The organism is Algoriphagus aquatilis (assembly GCF_042657405.1).
Taxonomy (GTDB): Bacteria; Bacteroidota; Bacteroidia; order Cytophagales; family Cyclobacteriaceae; genus Algoriphagus; species Algoriphagus aquatilis.
Window position 1 is genome coordinate 140,994 of record NZ_JBHSKS010000010.1, and the last position, 17,231, is coordinate 158,224.

Annotated in this window: 18 protein-coding genes; 9 read left to right on the plus strand and 9 right to left on the minus strand. The window is 43.8% G+C overall.

Translation table 11 applies throughout. The features are described from left to right. Positions 1 to 62 precede the first annotated feature (62 nt). Positions 63 to 791: a lysophospholipid acyltransferase family protein gene (locus ACFPIK_RS13330; protein ID WP_377916075.1), complete on the plus strand. Its 729-nt coding sequence runs from the start codon at positions 63 to 65 to the stop codon at positions 789 to 791. On the opposite strand, the gene ACFPIK_RS13335 is transcribed toward ACFPIK_RS13330, so the two are convergent. The 4 genes from ACFPIK_RS13335 to ACFPIK_RS13350 form a co-directional block, all read right to left on the minus strand. Further along, entirely contained in the window at positions 769 to 1,431 is a 663-nt protein-coding gene (locus ACFPIK_RS13335) for a hypothetical protein (RefSeq protein ID WP_377916077.1), read from the minus strand. The genes ACFPIK_RS13330 and ACFPIK_RS13335 overlap by 23 nt on opposite strands. A 2-nt stretch (positions 1,432 to 1,433) precedes the next feature. Further along, positions 1,434 to 2,801 (minus strand): cystathionine beta-synthase, encoded by a 1,368-nt coding sequence (locus ACFPIK_RS13340; protein WP_377916079.1) that lies wholly within the window; start codon positions 2,799 to 2,801, stop codon positions 1,434 to 1,436. Between the two features lie 143 nt (positions 2,802 to 2,944). Further along, the gene (locus tag ACFPIK_RS13345; RefSeq protein WP_377916081.1) at positions 2,945 to 4,570 is read right to left on the minus strand and encodes a putative ABC exporter domain-containing protein; all 1,626 of its coding nucleotides are present in this window, start codon (positions 4,568 to 4,570) and stop codon (positions 2,945 to 2,947) included. After that, positions 4,563 to 5,279, minus strand: coding sequence for an ABC transporter ATP-binding protein (locus ACFPIK_RS13350; protein ID WP_377916083.1), 717 nt, complete (start codon positions 5,277 to 5,279; stop codon positions 4,563 to 4,565). The genes ACFPIK_RS13345 and ACFPIK_RS13350 overlap by 8 nt, the downstream gene beginning before the upstream one ends. 211 nt (positions 5,280 to 5,490) lie before the next feature. Between ACFPIK_RS13350 and ACFPIK_RS13355 the strand changes: the two genes are divergently transcribed. Beyond that, a complete protein-coding gene (locus ACFPIK_RS13355; RefSeq protein ID WP_377916085.1) occupies positions 5,491 to 6,096 on the plus strand; it encodes a hypothetical protein in 606 nt (201 codons plus the stop codon). Between the two features lie 184 nt (positions 6,097 to 6,280). On the opposite strand, the gene ACFPIK_RS13360 is transcribed toward ACFPIK_RS13355, so the two are convergent. The 4 genes from ACFPIK_RS13360 to ACFPIK_RS13375 all read right to left on the minus strand — a co-directional run bounded on the left by ACFPIK_RS13360 (position 6,281) and on the right by ACFPIK_RS13375 (position 10,008). Then, a complete protein-coding gene (locus tag ACFPIK_RS13360) occupies positions 6,281 to 7,207 on the minus strand; it encodes an aspartate carbamoyltransferase catalytic subunit (RefSeq protein WP_377916087.1) in 927 nt (308 codons plus the stop codon). A gap of 2 nt (positions 7,208 to 7,209) precedes the next feature. Beyond that, the gene (gene pyrR / locus ACFPIK_RS13365; RefSeq protein ID WP_377916089.1) at positions 7,210 to 7,758 is read right to left on the minus strand and encodes a bifunctional pyr operon transcriptional regulator/uracil phosphoribosyltransferase PyrR; all 549 of its coding nucleotides are present in this window, start codon (positions 7,756 to 7,758) and stop codon (positions 7,210 to 7,212) included. A 72-nt stretch (positions 7,759 to 7,830) separates the two neighbouring features. Beyond that, complete coding sequence (locus tag ACFPIK_RS13370) at positions 7,831 to 9,522, minus strand: transcriptional regulator (RefSeq protein ID WP_377916091.1); 1,692 nt, start codon at positions 9,520 to 9,522, stop codon at positions 7,831 to 7,833. A gap of 87 nt (positions 9,523 to 9,609) precedes the next feature. Further along, positions 9,610 to 10,008: an EVE domain-containing protein gene (locus ACFPIK_RS13375; RefSeq protein ID WP_377916093.1), complete on the minus strand. Its 399-nt coding sequence runs from the start codon at positions 10,006 to 10,008 to the stop codon at positions 9,610 to 9,612. A 191-nt stretch (positions 10,009 to 10,199) separates the two neighbouring features. On the opposite strand from ACFPIK_RS13375, the gene polX reads away from it, so the two are divergent. The 7 genes from polX (at position 10,200) to ACFPIK_RS13410 (ending at position 16,628) form a co-directional block, all read left to right on the plus strand. Beyond that, positions 10,200 to 11,900: a DNA polymerase/3'-5' exonuclease PolX gene (gene polX, locus ACFPIK_RS13380; RefSeq protein ID WP_377916095.1), complete on the plus strand. Its 1,701-nt coding sequence runs from the start codon at positions 10,200 to 10,202 to the stop codon at positions 11,898 to 11,900. A gap of 54 nt (positions 11,901 to 11,954) precedes the next feature. Then, the gene (locus ACFPIK_RS13385) at positions 11,955 to 12,242 is read left to right on the plus strand and encodes a hypothetical protein (RefSeq protein WP_377916097.1); all 288 of its coding nucleotides are present in this window, start codon (positions 11,955 to 11,957) and stop codon (positions 12,240 to 12,242) included. Positions 12,243 to 12,379: 137 nt separating this feature from the next. Next, positions 12,380 to 12,949: an RNA polymerase sigma factor gene (locus ACFPIK_RS13390; RefSeq protein ID WP_377916099.1), complete on the plus strand. Its 570-nt coding sequence runs from the start codon at positions 12,380 to 12,382 to the stop codon at positions 12,947 to 12,949. After that, complete coding sequence (locus ACFPIK_RS13395) at positions 12,942 to 13,739, plus strand: hypothetical protein (RefSeq protein ID WP_377916101.1); 798 nt, start codon at positions 12,942 to 12,944, stop codon at positions 13,737 to 13,739. Before ACFPIK_RS13390 ends, ACFPIK_RS13395 begins: the two co-directional genes overlap by 8 nt. A gap of 45 nt (positions 13,740 to 13,784) precedes the next feature. Next, complete coding sequence (locus tag ACFPIK_RS13400; protein ID WP_377916103.1) at positions 13,785 to 14,834, plus strand: hypothetical protein; 1,050 nt, start codon at positions 13,785 to 13,787, stop codon at positions 14,832 to 14,834. 51 nt (positions 14,835 to 14,885) lie between these two features. After that, positions 14,886 to 15,686: a hypothetical protein gene (locus tag ACFPIK_RS13405; protein WP_377916105.1), complete on the plus strand. Its 801-nt coding sequence runs from the start codon at positions 14,886 to 14,888 to the stop codon at positions 15,684 to 15,686. A gap of 15 nt (positions 15,687 to 15,701) precedes the next feature. After that, positions 15,702 to 16,628, plus strand: coding sequence for a DUF4097 family beta strand repeat-containing protein (locus ACFPIK_RS13410; RefSeq protein ID WP_377916107.1), 927 nt, complete (start codon positions 15,702 to 15,704; stop codon positions 16,626 to 16,628). 105 nt (positions 16,629 to 16,733) lie between these two features. Here the strand turns inward: ACFPIK_RS13410 and ACFPIK_RS13415 are convergent, their stop codons facing one another. Beyond that, positions 16,734 to 17,222, minus strand: a complete 489-nt coding sequence (locus ACFPIK_RS13415) for a hypothetical protein (RefSeq protein ID WP_377916109.1) — start codon at positions 17,220 to 17,222, stop codon at positions 16,734 to 16,736. Positions 17,223 to 17,231 lie beyond the last annotated feature (9 nt).

A 17,231-nucleotide genomic window follows, 5' to 3' on the forward strand; every position in this document is an offset into this window, starting at 1 on the left:
GAGGCCTGCAAGCAAAGAGTTAAAGGATAATTTTCGAACCCAAATCTAACTCAATTTCAATTATGGTCAAGCTCTTCCAGTGGATTTATACAGCCTATTCAGCTCTGATTTTTGCTGCTTTAATGATCATTTTAGGCTTGTTTATAGTAATCCCGCTTTTGATTTCGAATCATGGAGACAAGGTCTCCTTCGTCTTCATCCGTATTTGGGCTAAAACTTGGGCTTTTCTTTCTGGAATACGGTTTGAAGTCCAAGGTCAGGAATGGATCAAAAAAAACACCCCATATATTTTCATATTTAATCATAGGTCTTTCATAGATGCTCCCATTCTACCCATCGCTATTCCTCAGGAATTGAGGGCCTTGGGCAAAAAAGAGATTTCCAAAATCCCGATCTTCAGTTGGGTAGTCGGGCGACTAGCCGTGTGGGTAGATCGATCATCGATCGAATCCAGGAAAGCCAGTTTGGAAAAAATGATCAAGATTGCAAGAGGAGGATTTTCAGTAGTAGTCGCTCCAGAAGGTACCCGAAACGATACCTCTGAAACTTTACTTCCATTTCAAAAAGGCGCCTTTAGGTTATCCGTTGAGACAAAAATCCCCATTTTGCCTATGGCGATCATCGGTGCTGACCAAATCATGAGGCGAGGTTCTATCCTTTTAAGCCCAGGAAAAGTCAGAATATATTTTTCAGAACCTTTGGCTCCCCCTACCCCATCAGACACAGCAGTAGATGAATTTACTACCAAATGCAAAAACCGATTAGAGGCTATGGTTCTAGCTCACGAGTAGTGCTTGGCTCTTCTTCTGAAAAAACCTCCCGAGTTAGGTCTTCAAATATCACGTAAAGCACCAAGAAAGTCATAGGAAACGTGATCAAAAGCCCGACCCCAAATAATAGTAATCCTACAAGGTTGATGGCTATTAAAATGATCATAAGTGCGAAAAACTGCCACCAATTCCGAGTGATCAACTTTCGGCTCCACTCCATAGCAGACCAAACGTCCACTCCTCCAAAAATCCCCATCAACAGCGAAAACAGATAACCTACTGCCAGGTAAATACCGGGTATCACCAGGGCAAATAAGCCCAAAGCCACCAGCACCTGACCTAGCAAGGAAATCACCACCAAGGGCAGCCAAAATCGGAACCCACCGAAAAAGTCAGGATAGATAACTGTCTCCCCTCTGCTTATCTTATTGGCAACCAAAAAGAACCCCGAATACAAAGGCGGAGCCAATAATGCACTGTACAAAATCATGTACTTCTGAAAATAAATCACCGTCAATCCCTGAATTGAAAGGATAAACATCATGTACAACACATGAAGCAAAGCCTGGGATTTAAACAATTCCCAGGCCTTGACAAATGAACCTTTGATATCAAAATCTACCGGAACCGTCATCAAACGGTGTAGCCGCTCTGAATTCATATTTATTTGGTGAATGCTTCCAAAATATCATGCTTGGTGATGATATGGATATTATCCAAAGTATCACGAACAAGCACCGCCTTTTCCTTTTCTACCATAGAAGAAAGCACATCGAGCGTAGAGTCTAAAGCCACGAATTTCATCGAAGGCTCCATCACTTCGGATACCGCTGCATCTTTCAGCTGGGGATTGTCTATAATTTTGGAAAGCAACTTATTGTCTGTCAAACTTCCCACTACCTCATCACCATCCAATACTGGAATTTGGGAAATACTTTTTCCATTCATCACTGCAATAGCTTCCTTGACCGAATCTGACTTTTTCACAGACACTAATTGATAGCTTCCACTTCGTTGGGCAATTATATCACGGGCTGTAGAAAAGGTTTTATCCTCCAGAAAACCATGATTTCTCATCCATTCATCATTGTAGACTTTGCCGAGGTAGCGAGTGCCGTGATCCGGCAGTATAATAACCATCACATCTCCTTCTTTGAGGTGATCCTTGGCCCATTCTAATGCACCGTGAACGGCCGATCCGCAAGACCAGCCTACAAAAAGACCTTCTTCTCGAGCCAACCGACGCGTCATCACTGCCGCGTCTTTATCGGTCACCTTGATAAAGTGATCAATCAAGCTGAAATCGACGTTTTTTGGTAGGATATCCTCTCCGATTCCCTCCGTGAGGTAAGGGTAGATTTCCTTTTCATCGAAGATTCCGGTTTCCTTGTATTTCTTGAAAACTGATCCATACGTATCTATTCCGACGGTGACCAAGTCTGGATTTTGCTCTTTTAAATATTTGGCAGTTCCGCACATGGAACCTCCTGTACCTACACCAGCAGCATAATGGGTGATTCTACCCTCCGTGTCTTTCCAGATTTCTGGACCTGTGGTCTCATAATGTGCCGCAGCATTGGAAAGATTATCATACTGGTTCGGATAAAAAGAATTTGGAATATCGCGGTTCAACTTTCTGGCAACTGAATAATAGGATCTTGGATCTTCTGGAGTCACGTTGGTTGGGCAGACTACCACCTCAGCTCCTACTGCTCTGAGGATGTCAATTTTCTCTTTGGATTGCTTATCGGCCATAGTAAAAATACACTTGTAGCCTTTGGCTACTGCAGCCAATGCCAAGCCCATCCCTGTATTTCCGGAGGTACCTTCGATAATGGTTCCCCCAGGCTTCAAGATTCCTGCTTTTTCGGCATCTTCCACCATTTTGATAGCCATCCGATCTTTCATCGAATTGCCCGGATTGAAGTATTCTACTTTGACCAACACCTCTCCTTTGATTCCCTTGGAAAGTCTGTTGAGGCGGATCATCGGCGTGTTGCCAATGGTATCGATGATGGAGTTATAGATCATGGTTCAGTTATATTTGGTTTTCAAAAATACAGGAAAATTTCAGGCCTTCATGAAGACCTTTGGTGAAAGCCCGCTAATCAAACTGACAATTTTTAGGATGGGAAAAGAAATTAACGCACAATTCATCCAGTTTGAACATGGATTCAAATCTCTTTGAACTCCAATCGCTTCAAAATATCCAAGGTGACGTGAACCAAAATTGAGGCTACCAAACCCAAGCCAATTACCATGGTTAACAGCCCATAGATAAACTGGTCAGTCACTGCCAAAACGATGACTCCCAAAATAAATGAAGGAATCAATCCGAAAATAAATATTCCCCCAATCATCAGGGGCTTGATCAAAATCCGATCCCATCCTTCGTCAAGACCTACCTGAGGAATCAAATTGACCGCCAATCCTACCAGATACGCAAAAATCATCCCTAAGGGAAAAATCACGATCAGCCCTACATGGATCCCTGCCAAAAAAACCGCCGGAATTATCAGCAAAAGGGAGAAAATCACGGTCTGAAGCAAATCCAACTTGATCATATTCCAAAACTTGGATGACCAACTCGCCGGGACCAAGATAAACCAGGGCTTTTTAAGGTCACCTATACTCGCCCGACCAATACCTGCCAGAAAATAAAAGCCGATCATAAAGCACAGATAGAAATACACCACCTTGTGGGAAAACCAGTCAAAATTTGACAATCCGGCAAAAACAATCCCTAACAAAGCCATACCCAACGTGTACACCCCAATCAAGGGGTGAAAGTCCTGTCTGCTGCTATGGACATAATTACGCCAATAAAATGCTTTGGCTCCCATTCCAAATTCGGGAAGTGCCAGCTGCTTTTTGGCATTGAGACTGTACGTGTCTTCAGTTACTTCCCGCTTGCCTAAGGCTTTTTCAAGCTTTTCCTCATTGGACTTAGTGGATTCCAGCACGTCTTCATAATAGTATCCCGCATATCGGATGACCAGCTTGACTACTGAAAAATAGGACAAAGCATAAAGGAAAAGGAAACTGGAAGACAAAATCAAATTCTGATTGACAAAATACCCCATCATGCCCCGACTCCATCCGACAACAGGAAATAGATCAAACCATGGAGAAGCAATCCAGCTGAACATGCCTTGCCAAAACTCCTCCGCCATCAAACCCGGAATCAAAATCATGGCTACCAACAGCACTCCCAGTCCGATTACTCCTCCTCGGATGTATTGGATGATTCCAAACTTCGTATGCAGGGTGTAGATCAAAAACCTAAGTGGAAAGATCATAAAGAAGAACAGCGCAAACCCCAAAACAAGAAACACTATACCTAATGCTCCCAGCTCAAAGTCCCTCGCCATTTGCCCACCGCTGTAGGCCAGAAAAAACAAAGAACCACCCAATGCGGGCAAGATCGATCGGGCCATGTAATAAATCAACAAATTTTCGGGCTTCACAGGGGCAGTAAACAACAAATTCACATCCGCCATTTTAAAGAAGGTGACGTTGTTTTTCGTGGCTCGATAGAGTTGGAAAATCAAAAATGCCAAAGCAAGCAAAGTCGCCCCCCCGATCACATTCTGCAAAGCAAAATCCACCTCACCAGCTGCATCCATATTGAGTTCGTCAGTGGAGACCTTGCTGCCGGAAAATCTACGGGTGTACATAAACAAGAAATACCCGATCATCACTGCGTATGGAATCAGTCTAGCAGGATTTCTGAAAATCAACAGGATGTTATTCTTGAGGATGAGCAGATCTTTCCTCAGAAGTAGGCGAACTTCATTCATCTTTGGTCAATTCTAAGAATAAGTCCTCCAAACTCAATCCGTCCCCACTTGCTGCTTGGATTTTGAGATTTTCTACGGTATCGTTACCGATGATTTTACCGTCTTTCATGATCATAATCCGGTCGGCAATCGACTCCACGCTATCGATCAAATGAGTAGATACCAAAATGGTTTTTCCTTGCTCTTTGAGCTTTTTGAAAAGCAGCTTGGTGTTTTTGATGGCCTTGGGGTCCAGGCCAATCATGGGTTCATCGAAAAACAATAGCTGTGGATCTGGCAAAAGTGCACAGCAGATCGACACCTTTTGCCTCATTCCTTTGGAAAGATCACGCCCAAGCTTCTTTTCCTTATCATCCAATTCATACAGTTCCAAAAGCTCTTTTGCACGAGGTTTCCAATCTTTAACCCCATAAGCCTGAGCGATGAATTGCATGTGCTCCCAAATGGTAAGTAAATCATACACATAGGGGGTCTCCGGGATGTAGCTGAAAAATTTCTTTGCCTCCACACTTAGGTGATCATACCCCCCGATGGTAATTTCTCCAGCGGTTTTGCGAAGCAGTCCGACAATACACTTCATCGTGGTACTTTTGCCGGCCCCGTTTGGACCGAGTAGCCCTACTACTTCTCCTCCATCCAGGTGAAAAGTGATATCATCTATAGCAGCCTGCTTGCCATAGGTTTTTGAGAGATTGGTAACAGTGAGCATAAAACAGATTTGTTGCGATGATGGTCAATTGAAAGAAATAAAACAAACCTAAACCTAACAGCGAAGAGATTCATCCACGGAAGAAGAGAAACCTTGGCTGACTAATTTTGAATTGCCTTGGTCAAAGTAGCTAAACTTGTCTGATAGACTTCTGGTTTCAGGCTTTTTGGAATCTTTTTTGCGAAGCGGCATAGATAAACTTAACATGCTTATGAAAAAGCTTTTCGGATTAATGATTGCCTTCTTGATTGTGCAATCAGCTTTTGCCCAGCGGGCAGGTGGATTTCGGTTTGGGATGGATTTGGGTGCAGCTGTGCCCCAAAACGGAGGGATCGGCGCCCTCTTGAACCTCGAACCTCAGATTCTTCTCAAAGACAACCTAGCCTTTGGGGTAAGGTTTGGTGTAGCCGGCTTGGCCAAAGACGTGACTTACTACAACATCTCGGAGGACTACGAAGGTGAGGTATCAGGAAACGCTTCCATCACGGGTACTTTAAATTACTATTTCAATAAGGGCAATAGCCGTGTCGCTCCCTACCTCGGAGCGGGTTTTGGTTATTATGCTTTGAGCTCAGTCCGGATCGACAGCAATGACATCGACCAAGAAGAAGTGGGAAATCTCGAGGCAAGTTTTGCCTGGGCACCGATGGTGAGAGCAGGTGTTGAATTAGGAAAATTCAGACTAGGCGCCGAATACAACTTAGTACCACCCAGCAACCTGCAGAATCTCAGCGGCCAAGTGATTGGAGAAGCGATCAACCAATACTTTGGCTTTACCCTTGGCCTCACCATCGGTGGCGGCAAATGGGGAAAATAACCATAAAATCGAGAGTTGACACGATTCAGCTACCCAAATCAAATAGAAACTAAAAAGGGCGAGATTTCAGTCTCGCCCTTTTTTAGTTATTAAAAATCTCCATTCTCAGAATCTTATCTCTTTTGTCTATTGTCTAACGTCTTGTGTCTAAAGTCAAATATCTTGTTACTTGATACTTTAAAAACTACCCTTTCACACCAGCGAGCAAATAAAGCACGGCCATTCGCACAGCTACCCCATTTTCTACCTGATCCAGGATGATTGATTGCTCGGAATCTGCTGCATCAGAACTCAATTCAACTCCTCTGTTGATCGGCCCGGGGTGCATGACTACAATTTTCTTATCCAAGGAATCCAACATTCTTTTGTTGATCCCATAGTAAAGTGAATATTCTCTCAAACTTGGGAAGTATTTGATCTGCTGACGCTCCAGCTGGATTCGCAGCACATTGGCTACATCGCACCATTGGAGTGCTTTCATCACATCCAGTTCTACTTTGACCCCAAGGCTGGAAATGTATTTAGGCAAAAGAGTCACAGGTCCGCACACCATCACCTCCGCACCCAATTTTTGCAGACAGAAGATATTGGAAAGAGCTACTCTTGAATGCAGGATATCTCCGATGATGGCAATTTTCTTTCCTGCCAGGTCGCCAAGTTTCTCTTGCATGGAAAAAGCATCCAAGAGCGCCTGAGTGGGATGCTCATGAGTTCCATCTCCTGCATTAACGATATTGGCTTTAACATTTCTAGATAGGAAATGTGGAGCACCGGGACTGGCATGTCGCATCACGACCATGTCCACTTTCATCGCCAGAATGTTGTTGACGGTATCGACTAGGGTCTCCCCTTTTTTGACTGAGCTGTTGGAAGATGAAAAATTCACCACATCGGCACTGAGTCGCTTTTGGGCCAACTCAAAGGAAAGCCGGGTGCGGGTTGAATTTTCGAAGAAAACATTAGCAATGGTAATGTCGCGAAGAGAAGGAACTTTCTTGATCGGTCTGTTGATGACTTCCTTGAAATTGGCTGCTGTCTCTAGAATGAGGCGAATGTCAGCCTCTGTGATTTCTTTGATACCAAGCAGGTGTTTGGTGCTGAGTTGCGACATGATTAACTTTTTGCTTTCTCTGTGATCCAAATTCCATCTTCAGGATTACCCTGTTCTCTCCATTCCACCACCACGTATTGAGAATCTAAGGTATTGACATTGACACCGACATAATCCGGCATGATGGGAAAATCTCTCGTAAGTCTTCGATCCACCAAAACCATCAATTCTACTTTTTGTGGCCGGCCAAATGCAATCATTGCATCCATAGCCGCTCGTACAGAGCGTCCTTTGTAAAGCACGTCGTCAATGAGAATTACTTTTTTGCCTTCGACCAAAAAATCAATCTTGGTTTCATTGGCTTTGAGTGGAAAGTCTCTCCTACGGAAATCGTCCCGGTGAAAGGTGGCATCCAAATAACCCGAAGGAACCTCAATTCCTGAAACTTCCTTGAGCAGAACCACAATCTTATCCAATAAAATGGTGCCCCGAGGCTGAAGCCCTAAAAGTACGGTGTTTTCGAAATCGTCATGATTTTCGATGAGTTGGTAGCAGAATCGCTTTAGGGTGATTTCGATCTGCTGCTGATCGAGGACAAGCCGTTTTTGCATGGGGAGAATTTGCGGGTAAATATAGAAAATTAAACCAAGTCCCGAACCTCTGCCAGCTGGTACAAATCCCAATTACCGAAAATCATACAGGTGAAATACGGGCACTATCCTTTCCTTAACTTCTTCTTCCTTTTTGTCTCCTTCTTTCTCCTTTGCTGCCTCTGGAGTGTACAAATCCCCGTCTACCAAAATTTTACTCATAAAAACCACATCCTTTACCTCTGCTTGACCTTGCCCATTCTGGTACTTCACCGATTGCTTTCCCGTGAGCAAAAAATATCGGTCATACCAATGAACGAGCCGAAGAGATTCAGGATCCGTACTTTGGATTTTTGCAGTTTCATCAGGCAAAGAAATAGGAAAACCAAGGTTCTCAGCTACTTTTTCTCCATTTCTAAAAAAGCTCAGCAAGATCTCCTCATTTGAAGCATATAAGTGAAATAGATCATCCCCGACGATAGATATCTCTCCAAATGGCTCAGGGTAAGCCGTAATCAAGTCTCCATAGGTAGCAGAATTATCCCAAATGACCTGTCCTGTTTTTGCCACTTTCATAAAATGGGAAGACTGATAGCGATATTCAGTGTAGACCGAATAAAGCGGAGTAGAAAGGTTTGGACCAAGCAAAGGATCCATGTAATAAGGAGCATATCCCATCCGACTGACTCGGTCATAGCGGTAAGGAGAATTTTGAAAAGGTGGTGCCACCCTGCCATTTCCTCTAGAGGTAGTTATATTAACCTGATCAAAATAGATGTAAAACGAATCGTCGGTTTCCCTCACGTCACGGATAGAGAAGGTATTTCGAATGATTGGGGTTTTACCCCGCTCGATATCCTTGAGTACTAATTGATCTTGTTTGACTTTTCGCTTTTCAGGAAGGTAATTGTAAAAATTCGGGAAGTCCTCCAAGGTGTAGAATTTGGTCTCGTACTCTCCAAATTCATTGATTTCCAGTATATACATGCCCTGACAGGAATTACGGACAGCTGTCCCAAAACCCCCAATCATTACCTGTTGGTAATTCTTATCTGCCAAGAGAAACCCGTCAAGAATCTCCTCACCTTGGTCTCCAAAGTTATCGATTTTCACCTCCCTGACCAGATTGCCCAACATATCAAAGGTCAATACAGAAGTCTCCCGATTTTTATATTGCCCCCTTCTGCTTACTACTACTTCCAGGGCATCCAGTTCTTTCAATTTTCTGATTTGGAGTACTTGGGTATTGTTACCGTAAATCCCCTGCACAGTATGGAGAGACTTATCCTCAAGATTTAAAATCTGCAAGGCAGGTCTACCTTCGGCATTTCCCATAAAAATCGCTTTTCGATCTACTACCAAAAACTCCACTAATTCCAAAGGAAGCAGATTTAAGGCAGCGTATTCCAAGCCTTGATTGGTTTGTAGATCGATTTCCAAAATATACTTTTCAGCCCCCGTATTAAATCCTCTGGAAAACAATACGTAAAGCATCCACCCGTCGGTATCATAGCCGATCATGTCAAATCCATTTCGGATTTCCAGTTCGATCATTCCTGTAGAACCTAAATTCATGTCAGATCGGAAATACTGAAAGACACGGCTGGCTGTGAGATTTCGGGCTTGATAAGTACGGAAAGAAACCAAGCCATCCGGAATCCGCATGATTTCAAAAATTGGATCAAAAGGGGCTGAAACTTGCTCATAGCGCTCCATGAATTTCAATTGACCAAATACCGGCGAGACTACGAAAAAGAGTAAGATGAAAAACAAGCGGATTTTCATGTGTTTTTTTGGCTTTAAGGGTTCACAGGGAATCTTCTTAGGATTAAAAAATATCCTAATTTTTAAGGCTGAAGCGCAAGCCCGATTTCATGATCCCATTTTTAGTACTAATTCAAACTCTGTTGGAGTCACTGCCATCACAGACAACCTGGATTGTCTGAGCATAAGCATCTCGGAAAGTCGATCTTCAGCCTTGATTTGCTGTAACGTGACTGGGTTGCCAAGAGTAGTTTTTGCCCGAAGAATTACTGCTTCCCAGGCCGGATCTTTGGGATCAGGAAAAGCTTCTTCAGACACTTCAGCTACTCCTACGATGGCTTTGTCTTTTCCCGAATGATAAAACAACACCCCATCCCCTTTCTGCATGGCTTTCAGGAAATTACGAGCTTGGTAATTGCGTACGCCGTCCCACACATCTTCCCCCTTTTTGACCAGATCCTCCCAAGAATAAGAGGTGGGTTCTGTTTTGACCATCCAGTAGTTCATGCTTTGGTTATTGAATTTTGGTTATTCGTTATTCGGTATTGAAAATAGAGATATGCTCATTGATCATTGGTAATTGCTTATTGATCATTGAACATTGACCATTGTCTTTTTCAAGTTACCCCATCAGTCTTAATTTTGAAAACTATATTTGGAGACAATTGTCTCATCCCTGTAACGAAAATTTTGAAACCTTGGACCATAAAACGATTCTGAAACAACTGAAGCTTTGCATTCAGCTCATGGAGCTTCACGAGGAAAATCCATTCAAAATCCGTAGCTACCAAGGTGCGCTCAACTCCCTGGAGCGTGGCGATCAGGATCTTACCGAACTCAGCGACAAAGCCTTGGGCGAAATCCCTGGAGTTGGAAAGAGTATCGTAGAAGCCATCCAAAGCATTAAATCCACCGGGACTTTTCCTACCCTTGACGAACTGATAGCCAAGACTCCTGCGGGCATTTTGGAAATCCTTCAGATCAAAGGACTAGGTCCCAAAAAGGTAAAAACACTTTGGGACGAACTCGGCATCACTTCGACCCATGAACTGATGGAGGCCTGCCAAAGTGGAAAAGTCGCCCAAATCAAAGGGTTCGGTGATAAAACACAGGAATCCATCATGCAAAATCTGATCTTCAAAGCTTCCAATGCCGGTAAATGGCTTTTTGCGGACATTGAAGACGCAGTCATACGCTTGGAATCCACTCTTCAACAGCTGCTTAGCCATGCCCAAGTTGCCACAGTTGGCGATTTTGCGCGAAAAATGGAGATTATCTCTGAAGTTGAATTTTTGATCGGTTCGGATGTCCTACCTGACCTAAAACCTCACCTGAGCACTTTCGAACCTATTGAATGGAATTGGACGCTTTCGGGGCCTATGACTTGGCGAGGAAAATTAAGAGAGCCCGAACTTCAAGTCAAAATCCATTTCTCATCAGGTTCTGATTTCATTTGGAAAAAATTAAGCCTAGAAGCCTCCAAAGCACACCTACTTTCGTTGGCTGACGATAAAGAGACCATTGCTGAAAAAATTCAAAAGAAAGACTTTACCTCTGAAGAGGAGTTTTTTGAGAAAAATCAACTCCAGTTTATCCCTGTGGAGATGAGAGAAGGAGGAGATGAGACCCTATTAGCGAGGGAAAATAAAATTCCTACATTACTCCAAGAGGCAGATCTCAAAGGAATCCTGCACAATCACTCTACCTACAGCGACGGCAAGCACAGCCTTCGCCAAATGGCCGAACACTGCAAGGCTTTGGGCTATGAATACCTTGGCATCTCTGACCATAGCCGCACCGCCAGCTACGCGGGAGGACTGGAAATCGAAAAAGTCATCAAGCAACATCAGGAAATCGATCAGCTCAATCAGGAGTTGGCCCCTTTTCGAATCTTTAAAGGAATCGAATCGGATATTCTAGGAGATGGAAGCTTGGATTATCCAGCCGAGGTGCTGGGTAGTTTCGATTTTATTGTTTCCTCGGTGCATTCCATTCTCAACATGGATCAAAAGCGCGCCACCGAGCGCTTGATCCGAGCAATTTCTAATCCTTACACCACCATTCTTGGACATCCCACAGGCAGACTTCTGCTTCGCAGAGAAGGCTATCCCATCGATCACAAAGCGGTCATCGATGCCTGTGCGGCTCACGGTGTAGTCATTGAGATCAACGCTAACCCTTGGAGACTTGATCTTGATTGGCGATGGGTGCGGTATGCCATGGAACAAGGAGTCAAACTCTCCATCAACCCCGATGCACACGAAATGGAAGGCTACGCAGATATGAAGTATGGCGTGCTGGTAGGAAGAAAAGGTGGCCTTACCAAAGAAATGACCCTCAATGCCCTCCGTGGAGATGAAATTGCTTCGTACTTTGCATCCCGTAAATCAAGAATCTAATAACAGCCCCAATCCCTTGTTCTCTAATTCTCCCAATCTCTTATTTACCTACTCATGAAATGGTCTGACCTCCCCGAACCTATCCTCCTTCAGCGCTCTTTTCTCTTTGGCATCACAGGCATCGTACTCGGGGCGCTATCTTTACTCAATGCTCAGCTACAAGTGCTTCAGGCACCCATGGGACCAATCAACGGAGTGAGTCTATTGCTTCAGTTTTTCGGATTGGGAATGGCTGTAATGGTCTTGAAAAAACGAAAACTGGCACAGGAGCACAAGGAAAAATCACAGATTATGATTCTGATTATGGTGGTTGCCTTGTTGTTTTTTATTTTTTCGCTTTGAGTTCAAGTCTTCAATAAAATTTAACAAACTGATTTTCAGGTAATTTATTTTTAAACCTAAAAAAAATTAACTTTTTTTAATTCTGCCTGCAACCCTTTTTCTCAGGCTTGCATCTACCCATTTGAAAGCCAACCGGAATGTTTAACAGATCCAATTTTTCTACTGAAGAGGGACTTATCAAAGGATGCCTAAATGGGGACAGATCAGCCCAGCGTCACTTGTACGATACCTACTCAGGGAAATTTTTGACGATCTGTCTACGGTACCTCAAAGACCGAGAACATGCCGAGGACGTGATGATCGAGAGCTTCATGAAAATCTTTGACAAGCTTCCCCAATACCAATCCAAGGGGAGTTTTGAAGGATGGATGAAGCGGATCGTAGTCACTCAGGCACTGATGACACTCAGGAGCAACAGGCACCTGATGATGGAGATCAACCAAGTGGATGAAGCAGGTTTATCTCACGCACAGTATGAACTGACGCATATGGAAGCGGCCGAATTGATGGAATTAGTTCAAAACCTGCCGGTAGGTTACCGAACCGTATTTAACCTGTATGCCATCGAAGGTTACTCGCATCAGGAAATCGGGGAGCTTTTGGGAATATCCGAAGGCACTTCCAAATCACAGCTTAACCGTGCCCGTGCGGCACTAAAAGATAAAATTGCCAGTCTGCAACCCAAAATCAAGACGAATCATGGCTAAGACAAACGAAGAATTTGACCGGATTTTCCGGGAAAAACTCGAAAAACATCAAGAAAAACCAAGTGCACTCGCTTGGGAAAGATTGAATAGTCAGCTTCCTGTCTCCAAAGCTTCCCATCGGGGTATTTGGTGGGCAGTGGCTGCTTCGGTCGCCGTAATACTGGTATCTGGTTGGATATTTTGGAAAAATTCCGGAGAGGTCGCACAAGACCAGCTTTTAGCTGAAGAAGCAAATGCTACCGAAGCTTTGACCTCCACTGAGGAAAATCCGGCTGCTTCTTCTGAATCCACAGACATCGTCTCTCAACCCGAAATTATAAAAGACAAAGAATCCCAAAACCAATCCATTATAACTCGTTCAGCTTCGAATCAAAATCAAGTCAACTCCGCTCAAAAAATTGAAAAAGACAAGGTAAATCCAACTTCAGAAATCAAAAAATCACAGGCATTAATTGCAATGGATGAGCAAAGTACTAGAGAATTGCAAGTGACTGTTCCGCCTGTGAGCATAGAAATCAATGAAGCGACTCTTCCGGTGACTCAGCCAGCCACTATGCAGCAGACGGTGGCTGAGGCAACCAACACCGCTACAGAAGATGGTCCTCTTTACCGGATCAACATCTACTCTGATGGTCTCAAAAAAGGCCCTGAGCCTGAAAAAAACCTGATCACTGAAATGGGTAAGACGGTGGGTAAAGTAGAAGGTCTTCTCGGAAAAGTAGATGAAGGATTTGCCGACCTACAAGACAAGAAAAATAACCTGTTTACCACCTTGACCTCCAGAAAATAAGATAGAAAACTAAACCAACTACCACCTTTCAAATTATCAATTCCTATGAAAAAGTACCTGCTTTTGTTTTGCCTCATGGCTGTAGTCCAAGTAGCTTTTGCCGGCAATAGTTCTACAGATTTCTCCCAAATGACTGAAAAAGCCATCCCTAAAGACAGCGTGGTGGTGGAATTTGGCAAGTCAGGAAAAGTAGTCATCATCGTCGACTCCAAGGACGACTTTGACAAACTCAAACTAATGAACATCAATCAGATCATCGCTGAGCTTGATTTGGTTGAAAATAAAGAAACCGGTGAGCTCACTATAGTAGAGCTGAGAAAGAAAGACGGATCAGTCAAAGAAATTGTCAAAGTCAGAGAAGAAGGCCCCGAAACTGAAGTTCGCGTAGGCGGAATGCGGGTTTATGTCGATGAATCCGGTGAAAACACTAAGGTCAAAATCGAAACCGACGGCGGTAAATCCAAACACGAAAAGTCTTTCCGTACCTACTCCAATATCGACCTTGGAATCAATAACCTGGTCGAAAACGGCGGATTCCCAACTTCAGATATGCCCTATGCGGTCAAAGGCTGGGGTAGCTGGAACTTTGGGATTAATTGGATGGCCTCCCAGCGAATCAGCAATGGTTTTAATTGGGATTTTGGATTGGGCTTCCAATGGTACAATTTCAAATTTGAAAACCGAAACATTCAAGCAGTGCAAGGAAATGAGGGCATTGCATTCTTGGAACGGAATGACGTAGACGGAATGAAAAGCAAAATCTCCGCCTCTTACCTTACTGCCATGACCCTTTTCAAACTGGACTTTGGCAAGATGGATGGTGAAGGCAAAAGAGGATTGCAAGTAGCCGCAGGTCCCTATGTCGGCTATCGCCTTGGCGGAAGATCCAAATTTGTGTATGAGGATCTGGGAGGATCCGGACGTCGCAAAGACACCGAGAATACCGGACTCTATCTCCAAAACCTCCGCTATGGTATCCGCGGTGAAGTGGGCGTGGGAAGAGTGAAATTCTATACTACCTATGACCTCAACGAGCTTTTCCAAGAAGGAAAAGGACCTTCAGTGACTCCCATAGCATTCGGCGTGATATTCTAAAAAGTGGGGAGTGAACCTCCCCATTTTCCAATTCTTTAAACCAACTATTTTATGAAAAAAGCTTACTCTTTAGTGCTTGCCCTGGCAATTAGCCTTCCCTTTTATGGTTTCTCGCAGGATAACCGAACCGTAGTAAAATCCAAAACCCTTCATTTTTTTGGAGAAGATTGGACGTATCAAAAGTACAGCGACGGGACCAAGTCCTTCGAAGCAGAAGTAGATGAGAAAAATTGGAACAAGGACACAACCTGGATTAAAAAAAACAGCAAGTATTCAGGTGATATCGTAACAGACCTTGGTATCAACCTCTGGAATCCAAGTGATCAGACTCCTACCGTGAAGCCGTGGGGATCATGGAACGTAGAGGTAAAATATCTCAGTCAATACAAAGCCACCAAAAACTTCCACCTCAATACTTCTTTAGGCGTCAACTGGTTCAATTACAAATTTGAAGATCGTGACCAGATCGCCATCCGCACACCCAACGGCATCGCATGGGAAGAATTTACTGGAGGTGACGGCACCAAATCAAAAATCTCAGCCTCTTATGCCAACATGACCTTTGTACCTACCCTAGTGAGCAACAATGGCAAGCTAAGCTTTGGTCTCGGCGCTTATGGAGGTTTGCGATTGGGTGGCAGAGGCAAATTTGTCTATGAGGATGCTAATGGCAACTCTAAAAAGCAATTCGAAAAAGCCAACATGTTTGCGGAAAACTTCCGCTATGGACTCCGAACCGAAATTGGCGTCGGGGATGTCAACCTTTTCCTTAGCTATGACCTAAATGATTTCTTTATCCCGGGCAAAGGACCTGAGGTACAAGCCATCAGTTTTGGCATTTCGTTCAGATAATTCAATCCCAAAACCATGAAAAAGAACTTAACCCTACTCTTGAGCTTTAGCCTGTTTGTACTTTCTGCAACAGCCGCACTTGCTCAAAATGTCCTGGTGGACACCAAAAAATCATACCCAAACATCAAAACGATCGAAGTCAATGGAGGATGGCTGGACGTTAGCTATCAGGGAGGTTCATCCTCCTCAGTAGACGTGACTGCTTACCTAGCCTCCAATGACAATGATCAGGATATCGTATTCGTAACAGTAGGAGATGTTTTGAAAATCAGTCTCGAGCGGAAAGTAAGCAACTATTCCTGGAATAGCCGAAACAAAGGCTACATCACGATCACCGGACCGGAAAACATGAATGTAAAATTCAAAAACAGCTCAGGTACGCTCAAGGTGGACAAAGTAAAAGCTTCTGAAACTTCTTTGCAGGTGACCTCCGGTAAAATCACTGCAACCAATATCAGTGGGGACCTTTACCTCGGCGCAACATCCGGAAACTTAGAGGTAAATGGGGTGAATGGAAATGTGCAAGCCAGACTCACTTCGGGAAATGCATCGATCAATCAGGTCAATGGCAATGTGGATTATGAATCTACCAGTGGTTCTTTGGAAGCAAACGGAGTAAAAGGCACGCTGGCAGCCTCACTGACCTCAGGAAACGCCAAACTGAACAATATCGGCTCCTTGGGCAAATTGCAATTTACCTCAGGAAATATCCGCGCTACCTTGGCAGGACTTGGCCCACAAACCCAGTTTAGCGGCACTTCCGGCAATTTCAACATCCAGACAGGCAGTGATTTAAAAAGCTTCAATTATTCACTCAAGGCTTCTTCCGGGAATCTAAAAGTAGGAACCATCTCCACTGGAAAGTCACTTGAAATCTCCAATGGTGCAACTACCACCATTCGTGGCAACATTAGTTCAGGAAACATTACCATTGAAAATTGAGAGATTAGAGATTAAGAGATTAGAGATTAAGAAATATAGAGAGCAGGTTTACCAAACTCTATATCTCTTATTCTCCCATTCTTTTATTCTCTTATTCTTCTACCATCAACTAGGCCGGGCAATTTCTCTCAGAAGTTCCCGGTCTTCTTTTTTCAATTTCATCAGTCTGGCCATTCGGTCGGGACTGGGTTTGGCCAAAGAAAAAAACACCAATGCCAAAGCGAAAACAACAATGAAAAACGGATTGCCACTAAAGAGGAGTCCAATCGTACTGGAAATGGACACTAGAAAAAGAAATAAAAACCGCTGTGTGGTAGCCTTTGCATAGATTTTCACTTTTTCCAATAATTCGACTTGTTTAATGGCCTTTTTCATGTTGAGATGAAAAGCCCAATATTGTCCAACCAATAAAGTCACCGAGAAGGTCATCAAAAATCCGTTTGGGAAACCCGACAGCTGAGGGAGATCTTTAGAGATGCTGCCTGAATTATGATACAGGTACACTATACCAAATGCCGGTAGGGCAATCAACAAGATGATCAATGTCAGACGCTCAGTCCGTTGATAGATATTCCTCAGTTCCTGTGTTTCCAATGGAGTTGA